This window comes from Providencia rettgeri (genome assembly GCF_023205015.1).
In the GTDB taxonomy this organism is placed as follows: Bacteria; Pseudomonadota; Gammaproteobacteria; order Enterobacterales; family Enterobacteriaceae; genus Providencia; species Providencia rettgeri_E.
The window spans coordinates 450318-476648 of record NZ_CP096258.1 but is presented as its reverse complement, the minus strand read 5'-3'; the positions used below and the strand labels follow the sequence as shown (position 1 = coordinate 476648).

The window sequence follows — 26331 nt, the reverse complement described above, 5'->3', positions numbered from 1 at the left end:
TAACGTTTTGATATCAGCACCAGATAAGGTTCTGAGAATGAAATTACTCGTACTCAAATAAGAAAGTGGCTATTGCGGCAATCCGCCCTGTTTTAATTTGTTTATTATTGATTGCTTCAGGGGTTGCCTTGAGAAAAGTATTAAATTTCAGTTCATTTTTCCCAGCCTGAATAATTGGTACTAGCGAAGAAAACTTATTCACTTTAATTTCTTCACCGCTAGCTAGCTCAATGCCAATCCCTAATCCAGGGTTGTGTTCCGTATCTGTTAATGCCAAATATCCTGACATTTGCCTATGTTCCGCTCCGGTAAACTTCACTTTCATTTTTTTCGCAATAGTTAAGTCGCAATTAGATAATACCAACGTTAACTCTCTGCGAGGCAATTGATAAGTCGGGTCGTAAATATCTAATAACCGAATATCGCCAAAATCGACTTCCATCATTTTATTTTCCGGCAAAACAACACAAGGTGAATTCACCAGTGTCCCTTTCACTTTGACATTATTTTTAGCTGCAAAGACAACATTGCTACTTAAAAATGCCGTACTTATCGAAGCAAACAATATCCCGATTAATAGTGAGGTCGTTTTTTTCATTATTGATACTCCACAACCATAGTGCCATTAGCAATAAAATCACCAGTCTTTAGTTCGTTATTACCATTTCTGACTAATACGGCCCAAAGTACACCAGGAGAACTAGGATTAATGAGGTATTTCTTACCTAATTCCAATTCGGTATCCGAAAGCTGGAATTTTACTGCAAGATTATTAATGCCAGTATTTAACCCATTTATATCAAAATCACTTTTTATTCCATCTAACATCAGATACATAGACCAGTTATTTTTATTTTCACCACATTGGATCTGGTAATTAACTTGCCTTTTTTGGTCATTACCTTGGATTGATTTTATTGATACATTACCAAAATCAACTTCAATATCTTTACCATCATCAATATGACAAGGTGGCGGTGTAATCAAATTACCTTTAATACTAATTTTTGTTTCATAGTCCTTCGCGGCTGATGTAAAAGATAAGATGGCACTGAGTAACACTAACCCAATTATATTATTAGCAATCTTCATATCTCAGCCCCTTATTGATACTCGACTTTCAACGTTGCATTTGCCGTAAAACTTTTTGCGGGTAAATCTGTACCGTTTTTTTTCACTAATACAGCATACAATTTCAATGGATTTGCAAAGTTAAAAGCCCTTTTCTTTTTCAGTGGGAAATCGCTGGTGTCTGCTTTAAATAATACCGCAAGGTTATCAATATCCGTTTTTAATAGGCGCTGATCAAAACTTGCTGATATTCCCTCAATAAAAATGTTCAATTTAGGTTGAACACCATCTTTACACATCACAGTGTAATCAATAGGTGCTTTATAAACCTCATCTTGAACACGTGTTGTTAATACATCGCCAAAATCAATTTCTATTGTTTGCCCATTATTAATTGAACAAGGCTTTGATAGTACTTCTCCTTTAATATCAATGTATAGGAATCCAGAAAAACCAAATACACTCGATATCTGTAAAGTGAGCAAGAACACAAATACCTTTGTTAATGTTTTAATAGACATCATGGCGTCAAACCTTATTTTCTTGGCAGCACTGAGCATTCAGCTGACTGACAGCTAAATTTCAAATCCATTGTTCCGCCGAAGTCATTGAGATAAACCAAAGTTGGAGATGAACCTAAATCCCCAGCAACTTTGCCTAAACCCGCCTCACTAAAAGGCGCAACCATTACAGGTTCAAAATTTTGAACTTCAGTATTACCTTTTTTCAGTTTCGTAATAGATAAAAAGTAAGGTGATGGATTTTTCACAATATAACTCGCGCCCTGCTTAAGAATTTTTATCTCATTTTCTTGAGGGATCACTTCCATTCTATCTTTAATTGCAATTGCTGCTGGGCGGTAAAAAAGCTTAATTTTTGTCTGTAACGCAATTTGCAATACATTCACTTTCTCACTACGTGGTGGGATCTCTCTCACATTTAAGTAGTAAACACTTTCCCTATCTTTAGGTAACTGCGCTACTGCAGGGATTGCCTGTATTTTAATTTGGCTTTTAGAATTAGCTTCAATACGATGCACAGGAGGTGTCACAATAAAAGGTGAATTTACTTTTTCATCTTTGTCATTTTCTATCCATGCCTGAGCTAAATACGGGCTAGTTAAATGTTCGTTAGTCAGTCCCATACCGACTGTTTTGTCTTGTTCATTATAAATAATTCGCGTTCTATCTAGTGCAATCGCTGAATAAGCCGATTGTGCTAATAAAGAAAGACTTATCGCTGTTACAATTTGAACTTTATTTATAAGTTTCATATTTTCACCGTTGACGTTAAAACATATTTATAATTATTTGCATGGTAATAACATTGTATTTTCCATGCCACTTTCTATTTTTTCAGGTAATTGAATTTGACAAGATGAATTATTTCCCCAAGTCACTTCAAGAACATCTGATGGGTTAATACCCGCTAAGTAAATAAATCCATTATCTGAAACGATACCAACTTCAACACTCTTTTCATTTTTAACGGATGCACCAAATGGTGGATAACTATTATTTGCAAGATGAATTGTTCCCAATATTTTTTCACCTTGAATGACATTAAACTTCCGGTATCCAATAGCCCCTTCCGTTAATGTCGCGTGCTGTGTCGATTGAACTGCTTCTGCATTATCTGGCACACTATTTAAATCTATTCGAATATTATTGCGGTTATAATCCATAACACTGGTAATAACGGCTTTACCGTATCGATTCGTGCGTATTGGTGTTACCCCTGTTTGCACAGGAATATCAGCTACGCCATTCGTATCCAACAGTATCCTTGACCCACCATTGATTGAAGTATTACGGTGTAAAGCACCACCTTCTTGGGTCATGGTCAGTCCCCCTTTCAACTGCATCGAAAGAGTAGATTGATTATCTTGAATATAAGTTCCACTCAAATTAAGTTGTGCGGTATCACCATCGTAGTTATACATACCAGATGTTGTGACCTTGTCTTTATCCCATGTACCCGCTGAAATAGAATAAGTACTACGTTCATTTATACGGTCATAATAGTTAACGTTATGGCTGCTTGTATTTCTTGAATAAGACCCCGAGTAACTAATACTCGCTTGATTATTATCCAACGGTACATTTAAATTCAGATAAACTCCGTCATCATCATTTTGATCTGATTTTGTTTTGTAAGCTGTTAAGCTAAGACTTAAATTTTTTATTTTCCCCAAATCAAAATAATTAGAAACTGTTAGATTATATTGATCCGATGATGACCTATTCCAATAAGTTTGATGTGAGTAATTTAAATACATATTAGTATTATATTCAGGGAATGCAGTACCAAATATAATAGTATAAAGCTCTTTACCACTATCAACCGTACTTTCATTATAGCGACGGTCAATAAATTGGCTCATGCTCATATAATTTTTTTCAGAAAAACGATAGCCTGCGAATGTAATTTGGCTGTTAATATCATCAAATTGTTTAGAATAAGTGACGTTATATGAATTACCCGTCAAGGTTTGGTTATTTTCGGTTCTACCCATTTCAGCACGAGAGATACTTAAGTTCCCTGACAATACGCCAAATGGTGCTAAATCACGCCCTAAACCAATCGCAATATTTTGATATTCTGATGAACCAAGAACACCACCGTAAATAGTTGTATTGTTAGTTACACCCCATGATAAGGACCCCAAACTAAATGCAGGACCTTGAGTATCATGTTCATTTTTAGTCGGTTTACCAACGACAAACTGGTAAATAAGCTGACCGGGCCGAGTCAAAGTCCCTAAACGAGATGTTTCTACCTTATAGTGAGTCACACTACCATCTTGTTCTTGAATAGAAACATCTAACGTACCACCACCAAAAGAGTTCACATCCTGAATACGAAATGGCCCAGGACTTACATCTTTTTGATAAATAATACGATCATCCTGCTTCACAATGACGGTCGCATTAGTTTTGGCAACCCCCGCAATTTCAGGTGCATAGCCTTGCAAACGCGGTGGTAACATAGATTCATTGGTTTCTAAACTAGCACCAATATAACGAATACTGTCAAACAGCGTTGAAGACAGGTATTGTTCACCAAATGTTAACCTTGAATTTAAGGAACGTATGGCTCGATACGCATATAATTGGTTCCATGACCATGATTGGCCGCCTTTATTTAATTGGCCTTTTTGCGTTTGCCAATCACCTCTAAAACGCCAAGCGCCAATATTTGTTCCCATTGTTCCTGTCGCTGTGATACCTGAATCTGTTCCTTTGTCACCCGTTTCTTTTTTAACCACCCGACCTGTCGCATTGTAGTCGATAAATGCACCTAGAATGCCATCATCCCAACGTGACGGAGGATCCCAATTCGGGTCTTCATATTCCATATAAGCTTGAGGGATGCTAATTTCGACAATATTTTTTGCAAGATCACCTTGAGTCCGCATTTCTGGTACAGACCGAATATCTAAACATTTTCCATCAAGTAACCAAGTTACTTTATTACTCCATTCAGGTTTTAATCCGAGTTGCTCATATAATTCAGGTGTAATACAAGCTAATGATATTTTCTCATCATAATTAGGTGTAAAGAATATAATGGATTGCTCCATGGAGATTTTGACTTTATTTACCGAAATAGCTAAAGAATAATTTCCAGGTGGAATATAATTGGCATGAGAAAACTTACTAAAATCGACATTTTCAGTGCTGTCTGCTTCTAAAAAATCAGTATTAAAATCAACTGCCTCTTCAGAAAATGCAACCATCGGCGTTAATATTAAAAGCATTAATTTTGTAATTAAATTGAGTTTCATGCTTTTCATTCAACTATGCCGCCTATCAGACTAAAAATGAAAAAAGAAGGTAGAAACATATGGCGTCATTAATACGCCACATGTTTTTACTTAACTAAGCTTGAACTTATTGGTAAATAATTTTGAAGTTAGCAACAGTGTTAAAACTACCTGTTGTTGCTTTCGCGTCCGCTGCTTCATTACCTTTAACATACGCAGAGAAGTGCAGTGTCGTTTCTTTACCATCACCCGCATTTAATGCATATCCATCACCAGTACCTGGGAATGCTTTACCAAATTCAACAACTTTGTCAGCACCATTAGTGATTACAATACCGGCATTTTTAACTTTTCCACCTAAGCCAAGTAGATCACCGGTAAAACCTTGGAAACCGGAAATAGTTGGGCCAGTAAAGGTGATTTTGGCGTTTTTATACGTTTCAGTTGAACAGTTCTTCAATACGATATCGAAATCTCTGTTATCTGAACGGTATTGGTTAGATGTCAGTTCATGTAATGCAATTTCACCAAACTCAACTAATTGTTTTAAGTTGTTTGCATCAATTGAACATGGAACATCATTAATAAAACCAGTGAAGCGAACTTCACCTTGTGAACTTTCAACTGTTGGTGGAGTTACTGGATCTTCAGCCACTGCAACACCAGAAATACCAACACCTAAACCTAAAGCCAGAGTTAACGCTAATTTATTCAGTTTCATAAACATTTCCTTTAAATGAGTAGGAAGTAGCTACCTCTTTTCTGATTTTTATTGATAAGGAATCAATTTTATTTTTTTGATTACTTAACAGTGAAATTTTTCCGTCATCCAACATCATTAATTTCATTCAGATTAGAGGTGAATATATAAATAAGATCCTTTTCATCTATAATTTTTAAAATACCTAAAATTTTTAATTCTTTATTTTCTATTCAATATTAATTATTCCCATAAGGGGTAATTTGCCAAAATTGATATAGAAATAGAAAATGACTTTTTACACATGCCTTCCGATACTTTCTGATATCAATTCTACATATTCGATATTTATTGTCAAAACGAACACATAATTAGAGTTAATGCAGAATAAAATAACATCAAAGCTATAAGGCGAAAAATATAAAATTAAAATAGCATCAAAATATACATTTCAAATATATTACTTAGAAAAACTTATATAAAAACCTCATTCCTCACTTACAAATATCTCAAAATACGTCAAATTACAGATAGTTTTATATCGAAACTTAAATCTATAAATAAATACAAAAACGGAATTTAAAACTAAATGTTACGAAAAATCACAGCAAACATCTAAAAAGACAGGAAAAACAGCAACAAAAAGAATATTAAAAATTAAGGTTAAGATAAGTCTTAATTGAAATTACATCAAATTGAAACATAATATTTCAATTAATTGTTCGCAATGCGTTACGCTTTTATCATGTATTTGTTTAATATTTGTTTCTATTTCCCTATTTAATTTTAAATATCCTTTTTTATATTTTTCATTACCCTCATTTGCTTTCTTTATTAATCAAAAAAATACTTAGCAAGGTTAAAATTTTTTGATGGCAATGCTTTCATTTCTTGATTCTCTATAGTTCAAGAAACTGTGATAAACTTGTGAACAGTAAACATTTGCATTTTTCAACGGGTGGGTCAGTAAAATGGAAAAGATGAGTGAAAAAAAAGTTCTTGCGATGGCTGAACATATTTGCCAGTCAAGAGGCGTCAGATTGACACCACAAAGAGAAACGGTATTGCGCCTGATAGCACAGCAACATGGTGCAATCAGCGCTTATGATTTACTCGACCTGCTACGTGAAATTGAACCTCAAGCTAAACCCCCTACGGTTTATCGTGGCCTTGAGTTTTTAATGGAGCAAGGTTTTATCCATAAAATTGAATCAACAAACAGCTATGTCGTCTGCCATCATTTTGATAACCCAAGCCATATTTCTGTTATGTTGATTTGCGACCATTGTGGAAGCGTAACGGAAAGTGACTGTACAACAATAGAAGCTGCCATTATTAATTTAGCCGACGAACACCAATTCCGCTTAAGACATACCGTGGTGGAAAACCATGGCTTGTGTAAGAGTTGTGACGAAGTGAATAGCTGCCAAGATCACGAACATTGTCATCATAACCACGAACAACCTATAACAGCAAAAAAGAAATAAATTGCTGTATTGCTAAAGAGTTTGATGAATACAGAGAGAAGAGAAAAAATATAAGACAGGAAATAAAACAGGCAGACCTCAAAATAAAGTAATGAAATCTGCCTGCCGTAGTCATTCCTGAGTGTAACCTACCATGACGCCTGGCTACTCACGGAAATTAATACCAATCACTGTTACGGATAACCCCAACAGCTAAACCTTCAATAGTGAAGTTTTGCTGGCGTAAATCAACAACAATAGGTTCGAATTCTGGGTTTTCTGCTATTAACTCAACGCGGTTACCCTGTTGCTTAAAACGTTTAACCGTAACTTCATCTTCGATACGAGCGACAACCACTTGCCCGTTGTGTACATTTTGCGTTTTATGCACAGCTAATAAATCGCCATCCATAATACCAATATCTTTCATGGACATCCCGTTCACACGCAATAAAAAATCTGCATGTGGTTTAAACAGCTCAGGGTCAACTTGATAGTGGCTCTCAATATGTTCCTGCGCTAATAATGGTTCGCCAGCGGCAACACGCCCAATCAGAGGTAACCCCTGATCTTCGGTTTCTTCTTCAAGAAGCAGACGAATACCTCGGGATGCGCCTGAAACAATTTCAATAACCCCTTTGCGTGCTAAGGCCTTTAAATGTTCTTCTGCCGCATTAGGCGAACGAAAACCAAGGCTTGCTGCTATCTCAGCACGTGTAGGTGGCATACCTGTCTGCGAAATGTGATCTCGCACCAGATCGTAAACCTGCTGTTGTCGAGCCGTCAGTGCTTTCATTCCGTTCCCCTGTTTGTTTATACAGTCAAGCTGTGAGTATATACAGGTAAATGAAGATTTGGAACAGTTAAATAGCTCAATTTAAGCATTTGTTATCGATTTACTCTCTTTTTCCCGATGGAGTAACCAAACACCTTAACCAGTGAAATAGCGTTGCCATAATACCAGCGCCCAAATGAACAAAGCTAAACCGATACTCACAAATACCGCAGCAGAACCAATATCTTTAGCTCTCCCTGAAAGCTCATGATATTCACTACCAATACGATCAACCACAGCCTCTACCGCGCTATTCAATAATTCGACTATTGCCACCAGCACAACTGAGCTTACTAACAGGATTCTATCTATGTAACTGATATCTAAATAAAATGCGATAAAAATTGCGATAATTGCCGCAACGGATTCCTGCCTAAATGCGGCCTCATTAACCCAAGCTGCCTTCAAACCTTTAAGGGAATACCCCGCAGCTTTAATCACTCGCGTGAAGCCCTTAACTTGACTCGCCATATTTATTCCTTAAAAAATACAAACAATAATCGATTTTTACGGTCAAAGTGAATTGTCAGTAACAGATCTAACCAGGTATTTCTGGTATGATTGCGCAGCATTGTTAACAAGAGGCTATAATCATTTATGTCACTATGGCGTAAAATATATTACAACACGTTGAATTTGCCACTTAAATTATTGGTAAAAAGTAAACTAATTCCTTCGGATCCCGTCACTGAGTTGCAGCTTGATGTCAACAGGCCAACTCTGTACGTATTACCTTATCATTCGAAGTCTGACCTCCTCACGCTACGGCATCAATGCTTAGCTATCGGTCTGCCAGACCCGCTAGTCGACAATGATATCAATGGAACGAAGCTTCCGGCTTACGTTTTTATCGATGATGGTCCACGTGTTTTTCGCTATTATTCACCGAATCCACGTAAAGATTCAGTAAAAACATTCCATGCTTATTTAGATTTGCACAAAAACAATCCAAATCTAGATATTCAAATGCTACCTGCATCCGTGATGTTTGGGCGTTCACCTGGGCGTGAAGGCCATACTCCAGCACCGCCACTGAAGCTGTTAAACGGTATCCAAAAATTCTTTGCCGTTTTATGGTTAGGGCGTGACAGCTTCGTGCGTTTATCTCCGATTGTCTCAATTGGGAAAATGGCGCAAGACCACGGTACAGATACCATCATTGCCAACAAACTCGCTCGTGTCGCGCGTATTCACTATTCGCGCCAACGCTTAGCTGCAGTTGGGCCAAAACTACCCGCCCGTTATGAGCTGTTTAATAAGCTATTAACGTCAAAAGCGATTGAAAAAGCCGTTGAAGACGAAGCGCGCAGTAAAAAAATCCCACTTAAAAAAGCTCAGCAAAATGCCGTTGGGATGATGGAAGAAATTGCGGCCAATTTCTCTTATGAGGCAGTTCGTTTAACCGATAGAGTTCTTAGTTGGACTTGGAACCGCCTTTATCAAGGTATCAATGTTCAGCACGCTGAACGGGTTCGCCAACTCGCACAAGACGGCCATGAAATCGTTTATGTTCCCTCTCACCGCAGCCATATGGACTACTTACTGCTCTCATATGTGCTATACCATCAAGGGCTAGTACCGCCTCATATCGCAGCGGGGATCAATCTTAATTTCTGGCCAGCAGGGCCAATTTTCCGTCGCTTAGGGGCCTTTTTTATTCGCAGAACGTTTAAAGGAAACAAACTGTATTCGACTGTTTTCCGCGAATATTTAAGTGAACTGTTTGCACGTGGTTACTCCATCGAATACTTTGTGGAAGGTGGGCGCTCACGTACCGGACGTTTATTACAACCGAAGACGGGCACCCTTTCAATGACGTTACAAGCGATGTTGCGCGGTGACTCACGCCCTATTACCATTGTTCCTATCTATATTGGGTATGAACATGTCATGGAAGTGGGAACTTACGCCAAAGAACTTCGTGGTGCAGAAAAAGAGAAAGAAGGATTTTTCTCCATGGTTCGCGGGTTACGTAAATTACGCAACTTAGGTCAAGGATATGTTAACTTCGGTCAACCTATTTCTTTACCTCATTACCTCAATCAGCGCGTACCTGATTGGCGCGACTCTATCGACCCTATCGAACCACAAAGGCCAACCTGGTTAAACCCAACGGTCAGTTCGTTAGCCGATAACATTATGGTTAATATTAATAATGCAGCCGCAGCCAATGCGATTAACCTCTGTGCAACCGCATTGCTGGCATCTCGTCAACGCTCGCTCACTCGTGAGCAACTGGTTGAACAAGTCGAATGTTACCTGCAATTATTACGCAACGTGCCATACACCGCAGATGCAACAACCCCAAATAAAACAGCCGAGCAATTGTTAGAACATGCTTTGCAAATGGATAAATTCGAAGTCGAAAAAGACAGTATGGGGGATATTATTATTCTTCCTCGCGAAAATGCCGTCTTAATGACCTATTATCGTAACAATATCCATCATTTATTGGTATTACCATCACTCATAACTAGCATTGTGCTACACCATGAGCGCATTAGTCGCCAAGATATTCACTATCAAGTCGGTCAAATTTACCCATTCTTAAAAGCAGAACTGTTTATGCGTTATAACAGTGATGAGCTACATGAAGCGGTAGATACGCTGATCGATGAACTGAATAACCAAAAGTTAATTTGCTTAAAAGAAGACGATATTGTGGTGTTAAACCCTCGCCGTATTCGTCCATTACAGCTTTTAGCTGCTGGTGTACGTGAAACTTTGCAACGTTATGCAATCACATTGTCATTACTCAATGCGAGCCCAGAAATCAGCCGTAGTACACTGGAAAAACAAAGTCGTATCCTTGCGCAGCGTCTTTCTGTTTTGCATGGTATTAATGCACCTGAGTTCTTTGATAAAGCGGTATTCTCGACGTTAGTCGATACCCTCAGAGAAGAAGGCTACATTGACAATAATGAAAATGATATTTTTGTTACCAATGCACAGAAACTGTATGCCGTTCTGGCCCGTTTAATGTCACCGGAGATCCGCTTGACAATTGAAAGTGTTAGCCAGGACGATGAGTTTGCGGAAAAAAAGCCAAGTGAAAGCACGCAATCTCTGGAGCAAAAGAAAAGCTAATCACGTTTTCTCAGGTTAATAAAACAAAAAGGTCATGTTAGAAATAACATGACCTTTTTGTTTTGGCTCAATGGATGTAATTCAAAAATAACTGATAAAAATACCAATAAACAAAATTAAACCAACAAAGTTATTATTCATAAAAGCTTTAAAGCAAGGCGCACGTTCACGATTAGCCATTAATTGCTGCTGATAGATAAATAACCCCGCAACTAACACTAATGAAATATAATAAAGGGTTCCTAAGCCTGCCAGTGAGCCTATTACCAATAATAAGGCAACCATCAGGAATTGTAGTGCGCCAATAATTAGTTTGTCATATTGCCCGAATAAAATCGCGGTTGATTTCACACCAATTTTTAAATCATCATCACGGTCTACCATCGCGTACTGAGTATCGTAGATCACAGACCAGATAATATTCACTAAAAACAGTAACCAACAAACAGCAGGCAACGTTTCACCAACAGCAGAGAAAGACATTGGGATTGACCAACCAAAAGCCGCCCCTAATACCACTTGAGGTAAGTTACTGACTCTCTTAACGAAAGGATAAACCCATGCCAGGGCCAAACCGGCAACTGACAACCAAATAGTCATTGAATTGAGTGTTAAAACCAGCAGGAAAGAAAGACCAACAAGGCTTGCAAACAATATTTTTGCTTCTTTTTCAGTCACATCACCACTCGGGAGAGGGCGATGTTTAGTCCGCTCTACGTGGCCATCAAAATGGCGATCAGCAAAGTCATTAATGACGCAGCCAGCGGCACGCATAAAAAATACACCAGCAGTAAAGACGATTAAAAGATGTAAACTTGGCGTACCTTGAGCCGCAATCCATAATGCCCAATACGTCGGCCACAATAGCAACAGTGAACCAATGGGTCTATCAATACGCATTAAACGGCTGTATGCATGCCATTTACTTAGCGTCATACTTCCCTCCACTTTGTCGTGCTCCTTTTCGAATTCCATCATACTTCAAATTGGGTATATTTTAATACCACTAACCTCTGCAACTTACTGATTTATATTTGTTGGCATAGTGTCATTGCAGAGACCTGAAAATTCAAAATACTTAGGATAGTTAACGATATGCAGGTGATTCAGGTAAAAATATTTCTGTTAATAATAAAGGTTTATCCGATAGCCTTAACCGAGAACAACGCACCCAACGATTCGCGCAAGAACCAATATGGATATAATCTCGAGTTAAACGATCGCTGCTAAATAAATAGCGCCCTAATGGCACCCTTCCAATATCCACCAATTGCTGGTCATCATCGGTCAGGGTTTCTTCAGGGATGATAGTTCGGCCCAGTAACCAAGGGATGCCATCCCCATACATGACAACTTCTCTGACCCAATAGCGCTGGCTTTTAGGTAAAGACTGTACTTCATTCTCACTTAGCTTATCTTGCGATACATAGCACTCTAAATAAGGTATCACAGCCACTTGCTGGCTATGCAGCTCAAAACGCTTTGTCATTGAGCCATGTTCTAATAGCCAATCTAATATATTAGCAGGCACTATTTTATCGTTTTTATCGTTCTCCGCCAGCCAATGAATCGGCTGAGAAGTAAAAAGCGTTTCATCCATTACTTAAAATTCCACCATGAATAACATGGTTATGATTTACTGTATTTCTTACGCAATAGGATATCACGTTGTTTTACGACAAGGTTAAAGTTAGCTAACAATTTATATAAAAAGTCACATTTTCAACACAAAATGTAAAAATATAGTGAAAAATATTTTAACTACTCGCAAGTTACCGATAATAATAAAATTTATTAATATCATAACAAATTACATTTTATTGATTGAAAAACGACCTATTTAACAATGGTCAGTTGAACAATATAAGGCAGGAACTCCCTGCCTTATATTGACGTATTTAAATAATACGTTGTTAACTTATCGCCAAGCTTTATAGCTGTTAATCAGACCATTGGTCGAGCTATCATGGCTACTCACCGTATCACTATTTTCTAATTCAGGCAGGATACGGCTTGCGAGCTGTTTACCTAATTCCACACCCCATTGGTCGAAAGTGAAAATGTTTAAAATCGCCCCTTGAGTGAAAATTTTGTGCTCATACATCGCAATCAATGCACCTAACGAATAAGGTGTAATTGATTTCAATAAGATGGAGTTAGTTGGACGGTTACCTTCAAACACCTTATAAGGCGCAACATATTCCATATCCGCGACATTTTTACCTTGTGCAGCAAACTCGGCATCGACCACCTCACGCGTTTTACCAAACGCTAATGCTTCGGTTTGTGCAAAGAAATTCGATAATAATTTTTCATGGTGATCCCCTAATGGATTATGTGTTACCGCTGGCGCGATAAAATCACACGGGATCATCTTCGTTCCTTGGTGGATCAACTGATAAAACGCATGTTGGCCATTGGTACCCGGCTCACCCCAAATAATCGGGCCTGTTTGATAAGTAACAGGTTTTCCATCACGGTCAATATATTTACCGTTCGATTCCATATTGCCTTGTTGGAAGTAAGCGGCAAAACGATGCATGTATTGGTCGTATGGCAGAATCGCTTCAGTTTCTGCTTCAAAAAAATTGTTATACCAAATGCCAATCAAACCTAACAATACAGGGATGTTCTTTTCGAATGGTGTTTGAGTGAAATGTTTATCCATGGCATGAGCACCGTCCAATAATTGAACGAAATTATCAAAGCCAACTGATAAAATAATCGATAAACCAATCGCTGACCATAATGAATATCGGCCACCAACCCAATCCCAAAATTCAAACATATTGTTGGTATCAATACCAAACTTCGCGACTTCTTCGCCATTCGTTGAAAGTGCCACAAAATGCTTAGCCACTTGGCTTTCATCTTTTGCTGCTGCCAAGAACCAATCACGAGCAGAATGCGCATTCGTCATGGTTTCTTGCGTTGTAAACGTTTTTGATGCAATTAAAAACAGTGTCGTTTCTGGATTTAATTTTTTCAACGTTTCTGCAATTTGCGTACCATCCACATTCGATACAAAATGCATGTTTAGGTGGTTTTTATATGGACGCAATGCTTCTGTGACCATAAATGGGCCAAGGTCTGAACCACCAATACCGATATTCACCACATCAGTAATCGCTTTACCGGTGTAACCCTTCCAATCACCGCTGATAATACGCTGACTAAATTGCTGCATTTTATCCAATACCGCATTTACTTCAGGCATGACATCTTTGCCATCAACATAAACCGGAGTATTATCGCGGTTACGCAAAGCAGTATGTAGCACTGCACGGTCTTCAGTACGGTTAATTTTCTCACCTTGGAACATGCTATTAATGGCATTTTCTAACTCTGTTTCTTTTGCTAGGGCCAATAAATGTTCCAATGTTTCTTGGGTAATTCTATTTTTGGAGAAATCCACTAAGATTTGACCATCGAACGTCGCCGAAAAATGAGTAAAGCGGTCTTGATCCTGTGCAAACAAATCGCGCATATGAACATTTTTCATTTGCGCAAAATGTTGCTCTAGCGCCCGCCATGCCGCCGTTTGGCTTGGATTAATACTTCTCATGGATAACACTCTCCAAATAATTTTAAATAGAAATAGATTGTACCCCGTCACAAAAACGAGACTTATCGGTTTTCTGCGTTATATTGATATTCCCCAATTCTACCCAACTTTTCCAGACTTAATTGCCCCTTTTATTGAAATACGCACTTTCAATGTCATGCAGCTTGAAAACGATGAGCATACAAAAGTATGTGATTCGGCTAGCTGAACGCAGTCAACACCCATGCAGCTTGAAGTATGACGAGTATGGCGGGTATATTGAGAAAACCGATAATAAATACCCCATCATTAGAATTACTGATTTCCTTCGATTCTTGATTGACGCAATCCTATTTACCCGATAAATCTATATAAAGATAAGATTTAACCACAGGGATTGACACCATGAATATCACAGCATCTTCAGCAGACAACCACCAGTATGTTATCGCCAAATTTGGCGGCACCAGCGTCGCTAACTTTGACGCGATGAACAACAGCGCCAATATTGTACTTTCCAACCCAAATGTACGCGTTGTGGTACTTTCAGCTTCTGCTGGCATTACCAATTTATTAATCGAGCTGGCCGAAGGATGCGATGCAGATAAACGCAATGAACTGCTGAAAAAAGTGAAGGATATTCAATACGCAATTATTGATAACCTACAAACTGCTGATGTTATTCGTGAAGAAATCAATCGCTTACTCGATAATATTGCACATTTAGCTGATTCGGCAGCTTTAGCTACCTCTGATGCATTAACAGATGAAATGGTGAGCCATGGCGAATTAATGTCAACCTTACTATTTGTTGAAGTACTGCGCCAACGCAACGCCAACTCCCAATGGTTCGATGTACGCAAAGTAATGAGAACCAATGACAGTTTTGGCCGTGCTGAACCTGACGTTGCTCAGCTACAAGCCTTGTCAGAACAGCAACTTATGCCACGCCTCGCGGAGTCCGTGGTGATCACTCAAGGGTTTATTGGCCGTGATGAAAAAGGGCGTACAACAACGCTTGGTCGTGGTGGAAGTGACTACACCGCGGCGCTATTAGCCGAGGTACTTAATTTATCACGTGTCGATATTTGGACTGATGTTCCCGGAATTTACACCACTGACCCTCGCGTTGTACCGAGTGCACAGCGAATTGATGAAATTGCCTTCGATGAAGCGGCTGAAATGGCAACTTTTGGTGCAAAAATTTTGCATCCAGCAACATTACTTCCTGCTGTACGCGCAGGGATCCCTGTTTTTGTTGGTTCAAGTAAAGCCCCTGAAGCTGGCGGCACCATTGTGTGTGATAAAACCACAAATCCACCGCAATTTAGGGCATTAGCACTGCGCCGCAAACAAACACTACTCACCTTGCATAGCCTAAAAATGCTGCACGCGCGCGGTTTCTTAGCAGAAATTTTCACCATTTTACTGCGCCACAATATTTCAGTGGATTTAATTACGACTTCAGAGGTCAGTGTCGCCCTAACCTTAGACACAACGGGTTCAACGGGAACTAACGGCAGTTTACTCACCAATGCGCTAATGACCGAGCTATCCGCATTATGTCGTGTTGAAGTGGAAGAGGATTTAGCGCTCGTCGCAATCATAGGTAATGAACTGTCGCAAGTGAATGGTCTCGGAAGACAAATTTTTGGCGCACTTGAGTCATTCAATATTCGCATGATCAGCTATGGCGCAAGTAGCCACAATATTTGTTTATTAGTACCTGGAAATGATGCTGAAGAGATCGTTCGTACCTTGCACAGTAACTTATTCGAATAGTGTGGAAACTTGATCAAAATACCAGAAGGCGATCATTTCGATCGCCTTCTATATTATACAACTAATCCTCTCTAGCATTTTTGCTGGGTTGCGCAACACTACCAGTGTATTGCAACATTTTTCCCGTCACGCCTTTATTCTGTTTTAAAAGCGCCAAATTTCCTTTTGCCGTTTCATTACCGAGTTCTACCGCTCGTTCAAACCACATTACCGAGCGGAAAATATTTTTTTCACCGCCCTCGCCTCGTGCATACATCACCGCAAGGTTATTTTGAGCATCGCTATTCTTTTTAAATGCCGCTTTTTCCAGTAATTGCCGTGCTGTGTGTGTGTCCTTCGCCACACCCGTTCCTGTTAAATAAAAGATAGCTAACTGGTTTTGCGCTTCGATGTTATTTTCTTGAGCAATCAGCAACCAACTCAAAATGTCATTCACATCAACATTTTTCAGCTCACCAGACACATACAGTTCCGCCAACTTAATTTGAGCCGCTTTACTATCACTGTTGGCAAGTGATACATACCACTCAATAGCCTTTTCTGGGTCTTTTTTAACGCCACCCAACCCTTTTTCATAGAATTCAGCCACTTTCATTCCTGCATCTTGGGATTTATTTTGTGCAGCACGTTCATACCAGATAAAGGCTTCAGCAAGGTCTTTACCAACGCCATTGCCTTGTTCATAAGCTTTCGCAATAGCCAATTGAGCCGCAATATTGTTCTGTTGCGCCGCGCGTTTATACCAGTACATCGCCTGGTAGCTATTCTTTTCTATTGCGCTATGACCCTCTTGATAAAAATCCCCCATATTCAGTTGCGCTGTTGCAGAGCCCATATTGGCGGCTTGGCGATATAAGTAAATCGCCATTTCATCATCCAGTTCTACGCCTTCACCATTTTCATACATCACCGCTAAATTATTCACTGCGGCGGCAATATTATTGCCCGCACTTCTTTCATACCATTCACGCGCCTTTTGGTAGTCAATACCACCACCTAGCCCATCATGATAAAATAGCCCCATGGCAAACTGTGCGTTAGCGTGTTCTTGCTCTGCGGCTTCTGCATACCATGCTTTTGCTTGTTTTAAATTTTGCTCAACCCCAATACCATGTTCATATAAGTAACCCATCGCATATTGGCAATAAGCATCGCCTTTTTCGGCACCTCGGCGATACCATTTTTCCGCTTGTTGGTATTTTTCCTGGTTTTGCAGCAACATTCCTAAATAATAGTCCCCATCCGTATTATCTCGGTCAGCCACCTTTTTAAACCAGCGATAAGCCTCTTTCTCATTGACGGCTAAAAACTCAGTCCCATCCATATAAGCAAGCCCAACATCTACCATCGCCTCTTCATCACCAGCATGCGCTCGCTTTAATTTGGCTTTGAATTCATCAGACATAGGCGTACTTTTAGACTGTGCCTGTAGTGTATCCGGTTTATTTTTCGTCGAAGGCGCTTCAATCGCATTGCCAGCTTGTGCAAGGGAAATAGCGCTAACATAGAGAACTAACAGAAAAGAACGTAATTTCATCACCATGACCTATTTATTGGCGTTATGTCATTAACATATCATTCCAATAAAAAATTCATAAGGGATATAGGCTGAAAAAATAGAATTACAACGGAATTATAAAAAACGGAGGAGACGCCAGCTTCTAACTGAAACTATAGTCTCCTTAATAAGCCACAGTACTTAATTAACGCGGTAGCCACCGTGTTTGCTGGCAAATAAATTAAATTTACCCCACTCAATTAGCAGGGCTTCCAATGTACGGTGGCTAATCTTACACAGTTCAGAGATCTGAGAAACGACAAAGTGGTTTTCGCTCACCAGCTCTGGTGAAAATACTTCGGCAATCCATTCACACTCTTTTGTAGTCACCAGCCAACCATCATTGGTCGAGAATTTATGCACGGGTACCATACCGTCTTTAGGGCTTTCTTGAGATAACAGCTTATTTTCATCGAATTGGGCTTGATGAAAAGCCGTAATCTCTTCCTCTGAAGGGACAGGTTCTACCGCTAAATTTTCTTCTAAAAACAGATAGATTTCTTCTGCTCTCGCAGGTGTTAGCTCACTTCTTAACCAAATCTGATTAAAACAGTGCTCACCCAATGAATCATCGGTATCAAGCTTGTCCATGATCTGTAACACACTCATCATGGCACTCACCGCATCCTCACTCATCATAAAAGTTTCAGGTGCCGCGCTGTTTTGGATCTGATAAGGAAAAACCGCCGAGCGTGGCAGCTCTTCTTCAATAATAAATTCATAGCTCATCATTGGACCCCTCTAATGTATTACCTATAAGATGGTGCCGGATACATGAAAAATCAATATATTGATTTGGTTTTAATCTTCAGGATCATAAGCTAAGTTTGGTGCTAGCCAACGCTCTAACTCTGTCACCGACATCCCTTTGCGTTTTGCATAATCCTCAATTTGGTCTTTTTGTAGCTGAGCTACCGCAAAATACTTACTTTCTGGATGACTAAAATACCAGCCAGATACTGAGGCACCCGGCCACATCGCATAAGAACTGGTGAGCTGCATACCAATTTTAGCTTCCACATCAAGTAACTGCCAAATTTTTGCCTTTTCTGTATGCTCAGGGCAAGCTGGGTACCCCGGTGCAGGACGGGTTCCTTGGTAATTTTCACGAATAAGTTCTTCATTACTCAAGTTTTCATCAGCTGCGTAACCCCAGTAACGCACACGAACTTGTTGGTGTAAATATTCAGCAAACGCTTCCGCTAGCCTATCCGCCAGCGCTTTCACCATGATTTTATTATAATCATCATGCTGTTGTTCATATGCATCAGCAAGCGCATCTTCTTCTAAGCCCCCAGTCACAGCGAAAGCACCAATATAGTCGGATTTACCGCTATCTTTTGGCGCAACAAAGTCTGATAGACAATAGTTTGGAAATTCCGTTTTTAAGGTTTGTTGGCGTAAATTCAGCCCCATCACTTGCACCTGATTTCGCGACTCATCGGTATAAATTTCCACATCATCCCCGACACGGTTCGCAGGAAACAGGCCAAAAATACCTTTTGGTGTTAATAAGCCGTCTTTGTCTAGCTTATCTAACATATTATTTGCATCTTTCAATAGTTTACGAGCTTCAGAACCCACCACTTCATCTTCTAAAATCCGTGGGTATTTCCCCGCTAGAGACCATGTCATAAAAAATGGCGTCCAGTCTATATAGCTTCTTAAGGTTGAAATAGGCGCTGTGACTTCTTGAATACCAAGGAATTTTGGTACCGGTGGTTGGTAACTTTGCCAATCAATCTTAACGGCATTCGCTCGCGCCACATCCAGTGACACAGGCGGTGTTTTTGGCCTTCTACGGCCATGTTGCTGACGAACAGTTTCATATTCACGGCGAGTACGCGCCACAAAATCTGCTTTTTGTGTTTCTGATAATAATGCAGCCACCACTCCCACGGTGCGTGAAGCATTTTGCACGTAAGTCGTTGGCCCACTATAGTTCTGCTCAATTTTTACAGCGGTATGTGCTTTTGATGTTGTTGCTCCACCTATCAATAATGGCAAGGTAAATCCTTGTCTTTCCATCTCTTTTGCCACATGCACCATTTCATCAAGCGATGGCGTGATCAACCCAGACAAACCAATGATATCAACGTTCTCTTCGCGTGCTGTTTTTAGAATAGTTTCACACGGAACCATTACACCTAAGTCAATGATTTCATAGTTATTACATTGCAATACAACCCCAACGATATTTTTACCAATATCATGAACATCGCCTTTTACAGTCGCGAGCAAAACTTTTCCTGCACTACTACCTGATTGCTTAAGTTCTTGAATATAAGGCTCTAAATAGGCAACTGCTTGTTTCATCACACGGGCAGATTTCACCACTTGAGGTAAGAACATTTTGCCCTCCCCAAATAGGTCACCAACCACATTCATACCGTTCATTAAAGGGCCTTCAATCACTTCAATTGGGCTCGAAGCACGCTGACGAGCTTCCTCTGTATCTTCAATGATAAATTCGGTAATCCCTTTCACTAATGCGTACTCAAGGCGCTTTTCTACTTCCCAACTACGCCATTCTGCTTGTTGAATTTGTTGCTCTCCGGCCCCTGCTCCACGGTATTTTTCCGCCAGCTCAAGCAAACGTTCTGTACTGTCATCACGGCGGTTTAAAATCACATCTTCAACAGCGTCTTTTAATTCCTCGGGTAAATCATCATAGATGGCAAGCTGCCCTGCATTAACGATCCCCATATCCATTCCATTACGAATGGCGTAATACAAGAAAACAGCATGAATTGCTTCACGGACAGGGTCATTCCCTCTAAATGAAAAGGAGACGTTGGAAACCCCACCAGAAATCATCGCATGCGGTAATTGAGCCTTGATATCCTTACAGACTTCAATAAAATCAACTGCATAATTATTATGTTCTTCGATTCCGGTAGCTACGGCAAAAATATTCGGGTCAAAAATAATATCTTCAGGTGGGAAGCCCACCTCTTCGGTAAGGATTTGATAAGCCCGGCGGCAAATTTCAATTTTCCGCTCACGTGTATCTGCTTGACCAACTTCGTCAAATGCCATGACGACCACGGCAGCACCATATTTACGCAATAATTTAGCGTGCTCAATAAATGCCTCAATCCCCTCTTTCATTGAGATTGAGTTAACTATCCCCTTACCTTGTATACACTTAAGCCCGGCCTCAATCACTTCCCATTTTGAGGAGTCAATCATGATAGGCACACGAGCAATATCTGGCTCACCAGCAATCAGATTCAAGAAACGTACCATCGCTGCGTGGGAGTCCAGCATCCCCTCATCCATATTGATGTCAATAATTTGCGCACCATTTTCTACTTGCTGACGCGCCACATCTAAGGCTTCTTGGTAATTTTCTTCTTTAATCAATCGTTTGAATTTTGCCGAACCAGTCACGTTGGTTCTTTCCCCAACGTTCACAAACAATGATTTTTCGCCAATATTTAGCGGTTCTAAACCAGATAAACGACATTCAACAGGGAGTGACGGTAATTGACGTGGTTCGATGCCTTTTACTGCTTCTGCCATTTTTTTGATATGTAATGGCGTCGTTCCACAGCATCCACCAACAATATTCAAAAACCCTGCAGTGGCCCACTCATGAATTTGTTCAGCCATATTTTGTGCATCAAGGTCATACTCTCCGAACGCATTTGGTAGGCCTGCGTTGGGATGCGCACTGACATAACATTCAGCAATCCTTGATAATTCAGAAACATATTGACGAAGCTCATCAGGGCCTAGCGCACAGTTCAAGCCAAATGATATCGGTTGTGCATGGCGCAATGAGTTATAAAAAGCTTCCGTTGTTTGCCCTGATAATGTACGACCAGAAGCATCCGTGATCGTCCCCGAGATCATAATTGGCAAAGCAATGCCTAAAGCCTCCAGCTCGGTTTCAACTGCAAAGATCGCGGCTTTTGCATTTAATGTGTCGAAAATGGTTTCGATCATGATCAGATCCACACCGCCTTTCACTAAGGATCGTGTAGATTCGCGATAAGCTTCAACGAGCTGATCAAAAGTGATATTGCGATAAGCCGGATCATTTACATCAGGAGAAATAGACGCGGTACGGTTTGTCGGGCCTAATACGCCAGCGACATAGCGCGGTTGGTCAGGGGTTTTACGTGTCCACTCGTCAGCACATTCACGGGCAAGGCGCGCAGCAACTTCGTTAATTTCAGCGGAAAGGGATTCCATTTTATAATCAGCCATCGCAATGGATGTTGAGTTAAAAGTATTGGTTTCAACAATATCCGCCCCAGCTTCAAAATATTGAGAATGAATATCTCGAATGATATCTGGTTGAGTTAAGACTAATAGGTCGTTATTTCCCTTTAGATCACTCGGCCAATCCGCAAATCGTTCACCGCGAAACTGGGCTTCCGACAACTTATGTTGTTGGATCATTGTTCCCATTGCACCATCTAATACCAATATACGTTTTTTTAATTCTTGTTCTAATTGATTAACTTTTGCGGACACTGCACTGCCCTCCTAAAATGGAACACTGAGAAATAAGTCAAATTTTTACTTTTAACATCCTATCATAACTTCTCATGCGAAAATTCGCTGTTATGATGAGAGTTTTTCAAGGTTGCACAAGAGCACACTTTTCACTGATCCGATGAGTATTTTCAGGTGAAATAGTTCATAATAGAAGCTAAATGACAGTCAGGAGAGACTTAATGGCAACGGCACCAATTACTAAGAAACTTAAAAAAGCAAAAGGGCCGGCGAGTGGCGCAGCTGCAGCAGGACAAGTACAATCATTAAGTCGTGGCTTAACACTGTTGGAATATATTTCCGAATCAACAGGGGGGATCGCCCTCACAGACCTTGCGATGCAAGCTGGCTTACCAAACTCAACAACACACCGCCTATTAATGACATTAGAACAACATGGTTTTGTTCGTCAAACGGGTGATTTAGGCCTATGGGTTATTGCTTCTCATGCTTTTATCATTGGTAGTAGCTTCTTAGAAAGTCGCAATTTATTAGCCCTTGTTCACCCGATACTGCGCCGCTTAATGGATGAATCAGGGGAAACCGTCAACTTAGCGATCCTAGACCATACCGAGTACGATGCCGTTATTGTTGACCAAGTACAATGCAATGCGCTAATGAGAATGTCAGCTCCGATTGGTGGAAAACTGCCATTACACGCCTCGGGGGCAGGTAAAGCATTCATTGCTAACTTACCGGAAGATAAACTAGTTCCACTTTTAAGCCGTAAAGGTTTACATGCTTATACGCCTTATACATTAACTAACCCATCAGCCTTAAAAGAGAATTTACAACAGGCAAAAAAACAAGGTTTTTCTTATGATGACGAAGAACATGCTTTAGGGTTACGTTGTATTGGGGCTTGTATTTATGATGAGCACAAAGAAGCGTTTGCAGCCATTTCTATTTCAGGCCCATTATCTCGTATCACGGATGATCGTATTACTGAGTTGGGTGCTATGGTTATTAAGGCGGCAAAAGAAATCAGTCATGAATATGGTGCAAACCGCTAGATAAACAGTGAAAGTGAAATACTAGCAGCCTGTATTTCACTTAACCTCACAAAGCTTTTTACTGCCCTCTAGTCACCTTGCTGATTTGTTGAAATAGTAGGCAACTTCTGGGCCTTTTCAAATAACTTAAATTTTTGCATATCACGGTACTTTTCAATGAGTGCCAACGCGATAGCCTCTGTTTCAGCATCCGCTTGTCCTTCAATATCTCGAGGCCGAAAATGCAATTGGAAAGCTCGCAATATTTTTTTCGTCTGTGGATCTAACTTACCTGATAACGGCATGGTTGAATAACCATAATAATTAAGCGCTTTTTGAACGCGTAACACATTAGCAGGTTCATTCACATTACGTCCCGCTAGAAATTTAGTCACTATTTTAGGGTCTGGCCAAGCGCCTATTCCATGTTGAGCAAGGCGTTGCCATGGAAATGCCTTACCTGGATCTTGCTTGCGCAGTGGAGCAATATCACTGTGACCAATAATATTCTCCGGGGGAATGTTATACCGCCGCATAATATCTTGGATGAGTGGGATCAAGGCAACAATTTGCGCTTCATTATAAGGGGCCCAATGCAGTTTTCCTTTTACATCCTTTTGCAATCCTGCATTGACGATTTCAATTCCAATAGAAGTATCATTCAGACCATTATGCTGTCGCCAATAACTTTCTCCTGCATGCCATGATTTTAACGATTCAGGAACAAGTTGTAATACAACAGGCTGGCCATTTTTAGTTTCAGGTACACTTGGAATAAGATAGTGAGAGCTCACTTTACCCTGTGTTAATGTAGCTATAGAACGCACATCATCAGAGACTGTGTAGTGAATAACGACATATTGAATACGTTGACTACTATTTTTTGATGGATAACGGTTATCAAGGTAGTAACCTTTATTCGAGGCCGAACAGCCTATTAGCAAAAAGGTAAATAATATCCCTATATACTTGAACATCGAGCCATAACCTTAATCTATTATTCATTAAGCTTTATTTAAGCATTGTGTCATCAGCAATACTATCAATTTTCATGCATCGACAACGCTGCAATGCCTTTTATTCAGAAGAATACAGATACAAGATAATGAAATAAACTTTTAAATACATTGAGTTAAAACCTTTTAGTTCAAATAACAAACAAAAGGCTTTAATATTTACTAGAACGATCTCTTTATCTAAAATGACAAGAAACATTGGAAGAAACAGAGATAAACTCCAGAGAACTTATCATGATGAGCACGAATAAGTTCCGCCTTAAAAATAAAGGACATTGAATTGATTATTTTTATTTCTAGAATTTAGTTTCAAATTATTTTCAATTTTAAGTATTTACTATAAAATTTATTTTTCGACCGTTCTAACAATTTAATCGCCTAGTTCCCTATATGTATAAGTCACAACCCATTCTTATACTGAATATTTAAAAAATAAATTAGTTAGAATAATTTCATAAAGGTACAATAAAAAAACTTATTTTGGTTACTTCTAACTCATTTTTTCATACTCAACCTGCTTAACAATAATTTTAGTAATTTCATTAATATCGATATCTAAAAAAATCACGATTTCAATCAGTTTATCTAAACTCAACTTATTAATACCTAACTCATATCGTGATACTTGCTGTTGACTCAAATGAATAATTGAGCCTAGCTCATTTCCTGATAACCCTTTACTCACTCTAGCTTTCCGTAAATGATTACCTAATAATGCATAAACATTTTTATTTTTAGCGATATGCATAACCATCTCCTAAATTTAAATAAGAAAAATAATTTAGCTAGTATTACTCATTATAAAATTAATTATCACCATTTAAAATAGTTATGAACAATCAAAGGTGGCAAGATTAATAGGCAAGCATCATTTTTATATACAAAAAAAAGAGACTCCAGTCGTATTTATAAAGCAATCTATTGCTTTATAAAAGTTTTTCCATTTTTAGTATAAAATAATATTTATATATTTTTTTTTGATCAAATCGATAATTTAATATATTTTTACATTTTAAATGTTACTAGCAATAATTGGTAACCAATAAAAATACTTGTATGATTTTCATTATTAAACTATTTTCTATGTATTGATTTTATACATACATAAACTTTGAATTTACTTATTTCTTTATATCAAAAAAATAGGTTAATAATCTGATCTGGGTCTAAAAACAACAATCCCAGACTTTCCTTTTAAATAATCACTCAATTCAATATCAATAACCTGAAGATTTCCACGGTGTGAAGAAGCATTTCTAAATATTGTCTTATTCCCCCTACGTATTACAACCCCCACATGGCTGACATCTAATCCATTACCCCTTGAGTAAATCCCAATGTAATCACCTGTTTTTAACTTCATCAGCAAATCATCATCGACATATTTTACTGGAATGTAGCTTATTAATCTATTTTTGATGGGCAATCCAGATATATACCTCTCATTGTGATTTTTTAAATTAAGTCGTTTATTTACCTTAACTGCCTGTAAACTTATTTCATTGGTAATATCGACCGCAATCGCTTCAGGCCCTTGCACCCAATCAGAAAAAAAATGCCGACGATATTTAAATGCAATATTTTGGTTGACATAACGAATATTGATTAAGTTCAAAACGAACTGGTCATAGCTTTTAGAACGCTTAAAAGCTTCGGTGTACTCTATAAATGTCATACAGTCCATTTCTTTCAAATTAATGACTAATTTTTCAGCTGATAGCGGACTCATATTCAATGTTTGATTATTATAAGGCGTCGTTAAAAAAAATTGAGTCAATGCATCAATTTTGTCTGCTTGTGATGCATTATGTGATTGCATCGCTGCTTGCTCATTAAAAACGCCAGCTAAAATTTTATATGACCCCGAAGTTAAAACTACTTCAGCTCTTACCAAACTGGCCAATAGCAATACAAATGCAGCTATAGCTAACCTTAACATTCCTGCGCTCTTTTCATTGGTACAACCTAACTTTGTACAATTATCTAATTGAATTTGATGATAAAACCA

21 protein-coding genes are annotated in these 26331 nt (G+C 39.1%); 4 read left to right on the top strand and 17 right to left on the bottom strand.

Annotated features, from left to right (window positions below):
- Window positions 1–43: 43 nt before the first annotated feature.
- The 6 genes from M0M83_RS02080 to M0M83_RS02055 all read right to left on the bottom strand — a co-directional run bounded on the left by M0M83_RS02080 (window position 44) and on the right by M0M83_RS02055 (window position 5558).
- Window positions 44–598, bottom strand: coding sequence for a fimbrial protein (locus M0M83_RS02080; RefSeq protein ID WP_213914504.1), 555 nt, complete (start codon window positions 596–598; stop codon window positions 44–46).
- On the bottom strand, window positions 598–1092 hold the full coding sequence (locus tag M0M83_RS02075) for a fimbrial protein (RefSeq protein WP_125894954.1): 495 nt from the start codon (window positions 1090–1092) through the stop codon (window positions 598–600). The genes M0M83_RS02080 and M0M83_RS02075 overlap by 1 nt, the downstream gene beginning before the upstream one ends.
- Before the next feature lie 11 nt (window positions 1093–1103).
- Window positions 1104–1595, bottom strand: coding sequence for a fimbrial protein (locus tag M0M83_RS02070; protein WP_213914505.1), 492 nt, complete (start codon window positions 1593–1595; stop codon window positions 1104–1106).
- An 11-nt stretch (window positions 1596–1606) separates the two neighbouring features.
- Complete coding sequence (locus M0M83_RS02065; protein WP_213914506.1) at window positions 1607–2344, bottom strand: fimbria/pilus periplasmic chaperone; 738 nt, start codon at window positions 2342–2344, stop codon at window positions 1607–1609.
- Between the two features lie 33 nt (window positions 2345–2377).
- Window positions 2378–4867 (bottom strand): fimbria/pilus outer membrane usher protein, encoded by a 2490-nt coding sequence (locus tag M0M83_RS02060; protein WP_213914507.1) that lies wholly within the window; start codon window positions 4865–4867, stop codon window positions 2378–2380.
- A gap of 97 nt (window positions 4868–4964) precedes the next feature.
- Window positions 4965–5558, bottom strand: a complete 594-nt coding sequence (locus tag M0M83_RS02055) for a fimbrial protein (protein WP_125894947.1) — start codon at window positions 5556–5558, stop codon at window positions 4965–4967.
- Window positions 5559–6508: 950 nt separating this feature from the next.
- Here M0M83_RS02055 and zur point away from each other — a divergent pair.
- Window positions 6509–7024: a zinc uptake transcriptional repressor Zur gene (gene zur / locus M0M83_RS02050; RefSeq protein ID WP_125894945.1), complete on the top strand. Its 516-nt coding sequence runs from the start codon at window positions 6509–6511 to the stop codon at window positions 7022–7024.
- 157 nt (window positions 7025–7181) lie between these two features.
- Here zur and lexA read toward each other — a convergent pair whose 3' ends face one another.
- Both lexA and M0M83_RS02040 read right to left on the bottom strand, forming a co-directional pair.
- The gene (lexA, locus tag M0M83_RS02045) at window positions 7182–7799 is read right to left on the bottom strand and encodes a transcriptional repressor LexA (protein ID WP_004915217.1); all 618 of its coding nucleotides are present in this window, start codon (window positions 7797–7799) and stop codon (window positions 7182–7184) included.
- A 135-nt stretch (window positions 7800–7934) separates the two neighbouring features.
- Window positions 7935–8309 (bottom strand): diacylglycerol kinase, encoded by a 375-nt coding sequence (locus M0M83_RS02040; RefSeq protein WP_125894943.1) that lies wholly within the window; start codon window positions 8307–8309, stop codon window positions 7935–7937.
- Window positions 8310–8435: 126 nt separating this feature from the next.
- Between M0M83_RS02040 and plsB the strand changes: the two genes are divergently transcribed.
- Window positions 8436–10925 (top strand): glycerol-3-phosphate 1-O-acyltransferase PlsB, encoded by a 2490-nt coding sequence (gene plsB, locus M0M83_RS02035; protein ID WP_248467486.1) that lies wholly within the window; start codon window positions 8436–8438, stop codon window positions 10923–10925.
- 81 nt (window positions 10926–11006) lie between these two features.
- On the opposite strand, the gene ubiA is transcribed toward plsB, so the two are convergent.
- The 3 genes from ubiA to pgi all read right to left on the bottom strand — a co-directional run bounded on the left by ubiA (window position 11007) and on the right by pgi (window position 14490).
- On the bottom strand, window positions 11007–11861 hold the full coding sequence (gene ubiA / locus M0M83_RS02030) for a 4-hydroxybenzoate octaprenyltransferase (RefSeq protein ID WP_213914508.1): 855 nt from the start codon (window positions 11859–11861) through the stop codon (window positions 11007–11009).
- A gap of 151 nt (window positions 11862–12012) precedes the next feature.
- Window positions 12013–12525 (bottom strand): chorismate lyase, encoded by a 513-nt coding sequence (gene ubiC / locus M0M83_RS02025; RefSeq protein WP_213914509.1) that lies wholly within the window; start codon window positions 12523–12525, stop codon window positions 12013–12015.
- A gap of 318 nt (window positions 12526–12843) precedes the next feature.
- Complete coding sequence (pgi, locus tag M0M83_RS02020) at window positions 12844–14490, bottom strand: glucose-6-phosphate isomerase (protein ID WP_125894937.1); 1647 nt, start codon at window positions 14488–14490, stop codon at window positions 12844–12846.
- Between the two features lie 384 nt (window positions 14491–14874).
- Here pgi and lysC point away from each other — a divergent pair, with 384 nt between their 5' ends.
- Window positions 14875–16251, top strand: coding sequence for a lysine-sensitive aspartokinase 3 (gene lysC, locus M0M83_RS02015; RefSeq protein WP_125894935.1), 1377 nt, complete (start codon window positions 14875–14877; stop codon window positions 16249–16251).
- A 61-nt stretch (window positions 16252–16312) separates the two neighbouring features.
- On the opposite strand, the gene M0M83_RS02010 is transcribed toward lysC, so the two are convergent.
- From M0M83_RS02010 to metH, 3 genes are all read right to left on the bottom strand, one after another.
- Window positions 16313–17788, bottom strand: a complete 1476-nt coding sequence (locus M0M83_RS02010; protein ID WP_248467485.1) for an SEL1-like repeat protein — start codon at window positions 17786–17788, stop codon at window positions 16313–16315.
- Between the two features lie 162 nt (window positions 17789–17950).
- The gene (locus tag M0M83_RS02005) at window positions 17951–18541 is read right to left on the bottom strand and encodes a hypothetical protein (RefSeq protein ID WP_185746961.1); all 591 of its coding nucleotides are present in this window, start codon (window positions 18539–18541) and stop codon (window positions 17951–17953) included.
- A 69-nt stretch (window positions 18542–18610) separates the two neighbouring features.
- Complete coding sequence (gene metH / locus M0M83_RS02000) at window positions 18611–22294, bottom strand: methionine synthase (protein ID WP_248467484.1); 3684 nt, start codon at window positions 22292–22294, stop codon at window positions 18611–18613.
- A 203-nt stretch (window positions 22295–22497) separates the two neighbouring features.
- Here metH and iclR point away from each other — a divergent pair, with 203 nt between their 5' ends.
- Window positions 22498–23328 (top strand): glyoxylate bypass operon transcriptional repressor IclR, encoded by an 831-nt coding sequence (gene iclR, locus M0M83_RS01995; RefSeq protein WP_036958355.1) that lies wholly within the window; start codon window positions 22498–22500, stop codon window positions 23326–23328.
- A 68-nt stretch (window positions 23329–23396) separates the two neighbouring features.
- On the opposite strand, the gene M0M83_RS01990 is transcribed toward iclR, so the two are convergent.
- The 3 genes from M0M83_RS01990 to M0M83_RS01980 form a co-directional block, all read right to left on the bottom strand.
- A complete protein-coding gene (locus M0M83_RS01990; RefSeq protein ID WP_125894929.1) occupies window positions 23397–24284 on the bottom strand; it encodes an N-acetylmuramoyl-L-alanine amidase in 888 nt (295 codons plus the stop codon).
- Between the two features lie 529 nt (window positions 24285–24813).
- Window positions 24814–25071 (bottom strand): helix-turn-helix domain-containing protein, encoded by a 258-nt coding sequence (locus M0M83_RS01985; protein ID WP_248467483.1) that lies wholly within the window; start codon window positions 25069–25071, stop codon window positions 24814–24816.
- A gap of 399 nt (window positions 25072–25470) precedes the next feature.
- Window positions 25471–26262: an N-acetylmuramoyl-L-alanine amidase-like domain-containing protein gene (locus tag M0M83_RS01980; protein WP_248467482.1), complete on the bottom strand. Its 792-nt coding sequence runs from the start codon at window positions 26260–26262 to the stop codon at window positions 25471–25473.
- Window positions 26263–26331: the final 69 nt, after the last annotated feature.

Excerpts from the sequence above, each read along its gene's own strand:
- M0M83_RS02080 (WP_213914504.1), bottom strand. The coding sequence starts at position 598 with ATGAAAAAAACGACCTCACTATTAATCGGGATATTGTTTGCTTCGATA.
- M0M83_RS02075 (WP_125894954.1), bottom strand. The coding sequence starts at position 1,092 with ATGAAGATTGCTAATAATATAATTGGGTTAGTGTTACTCAGTGCCATC.
- M0M83_RS02070 (WP_213914505.1), bottom strand. The coding sequence starts at position 1,595 with ATGATGTCTATTAAAACATTAACAAAGGTATTTGTGTTCTTGCTCACT.
- M0M83_RS02065 (WP_213914506.1), bottom strand. The coding sequence starts at position 2,344 with ATGAAACTTATAAATAAAGTTCAAATTGTAACAGCGATAAGTCTTTCT.
- M0M83_RS02060 (WP_213914507.1), bottom strand. The coding sequence starts at position 4,867 with ATGAAAAGCATGAAACTCAATTTAATTACAAAATTAATGCTTTTAATA.
- M0M83_RS02055 (WP_125894947.1), bottom strand. The coding sequence starts at position 5,558 with ATGAAACTGAATAAATTAGCGTTAACTCTGGCTTTAGGTTTAGGTGTT.
- zur (WP_125894945.1), top strand. The coding sequence starts at position 6,509 with ATGGAAAAGATGAGTGAAAAAAAAGTTCTTGCGATGGCTGAACATATT.
- lexA (WP_004915217.1), bottom strand. The coding sequence starts at position 7,799 with ATGAAAGCACTGACGGCTCGACAACAGCAGGTTTACGATCTGGTGCGA.
- M0M83_RS02040 (WP_125894943.1), bottom strand. The coding sequence starts at position 8,309 with ATGGCGAGTCAAGTTAAGGGCTTCACGCGAGTGATTAAAGCTGCGGGG.
- plsB (WP_248467486.1), top strand. The coding sequence starts at position 8,436 with ATGTCACTATGGCGTAAAATATATTACAACACGTTGAATTTGCCACTT.
- ubiA (WP_213914508.1), bottom strand. The coding sequence starts at position 11,861 with ATGACGCTAAGTAAATGGCATGCATACAGCCGTTTAATGCGTATTGAT.
- ubiC (WP_213914509.1), bottom strand. The coding sequence starts at position 12,525 with ATGGATGAAACGCTTTTTACTTCTCAGCCGATTCATTGGCTGGCGGAG.
- pgi (WP_125894937.1), bottom strand. The coding sequence starts at position 14,490 with ATGAGAAGTATTAATCCAAGCCAAACGGCGGCATGGCGGGCGCTAGAG.
- lysC (WP_125894935.1), top strand. The coding sequence starts at position 14,875 with ATGAATATCACAGCATCTTCAGCAGACAACCACCAGTATGTTATCGCC.
- M0M83_RS02010 (WP_248467485.1), bottom strand. The coding sequence starts at position 17,788 with ATGAAATTACGTTCTTTTCTGTTAGTTCTCTATGTTAGCGCTATTTCC.
- M0M83_RS02005 (WP_185746961.1), bottom strand. The coding sequence starts at position 18,541 with ATGATGAGCTATGAATTTATTATTGAAGAAGAGCTGCCACGCTCGGCG.
- iclR (WP_036958355.1), top strand. The coding sequence starts at position 22,498 with ATGGCAACGGCACCAATTACTAAGAAACTTAAAAAAGCAAAAGGGCCG.
- M0M83_RS01990 (WP_125894929.1), bottom strand. The coding sequence starts at position 24,284 with ATGTTCAAGTATATAGGGATATTATTTACCTTTTTGCTAATAGGCTGT.
- M0M83_RS01985 (WP_248467483.1), bottom strand. The coding sequence starts at position 25,071 with ATGCATATCGCTAAAAATAAAAATGTTTATGCATTATTAGGTAATCAT.
- M0M83_RS01980 (WP_248467482.1), bottom strand. The coding sequence starts at position 26,262 with ATGTTAAGGTTAGCTATAGCTGCATTTGTATTGCTATTGGCCAGTTTG.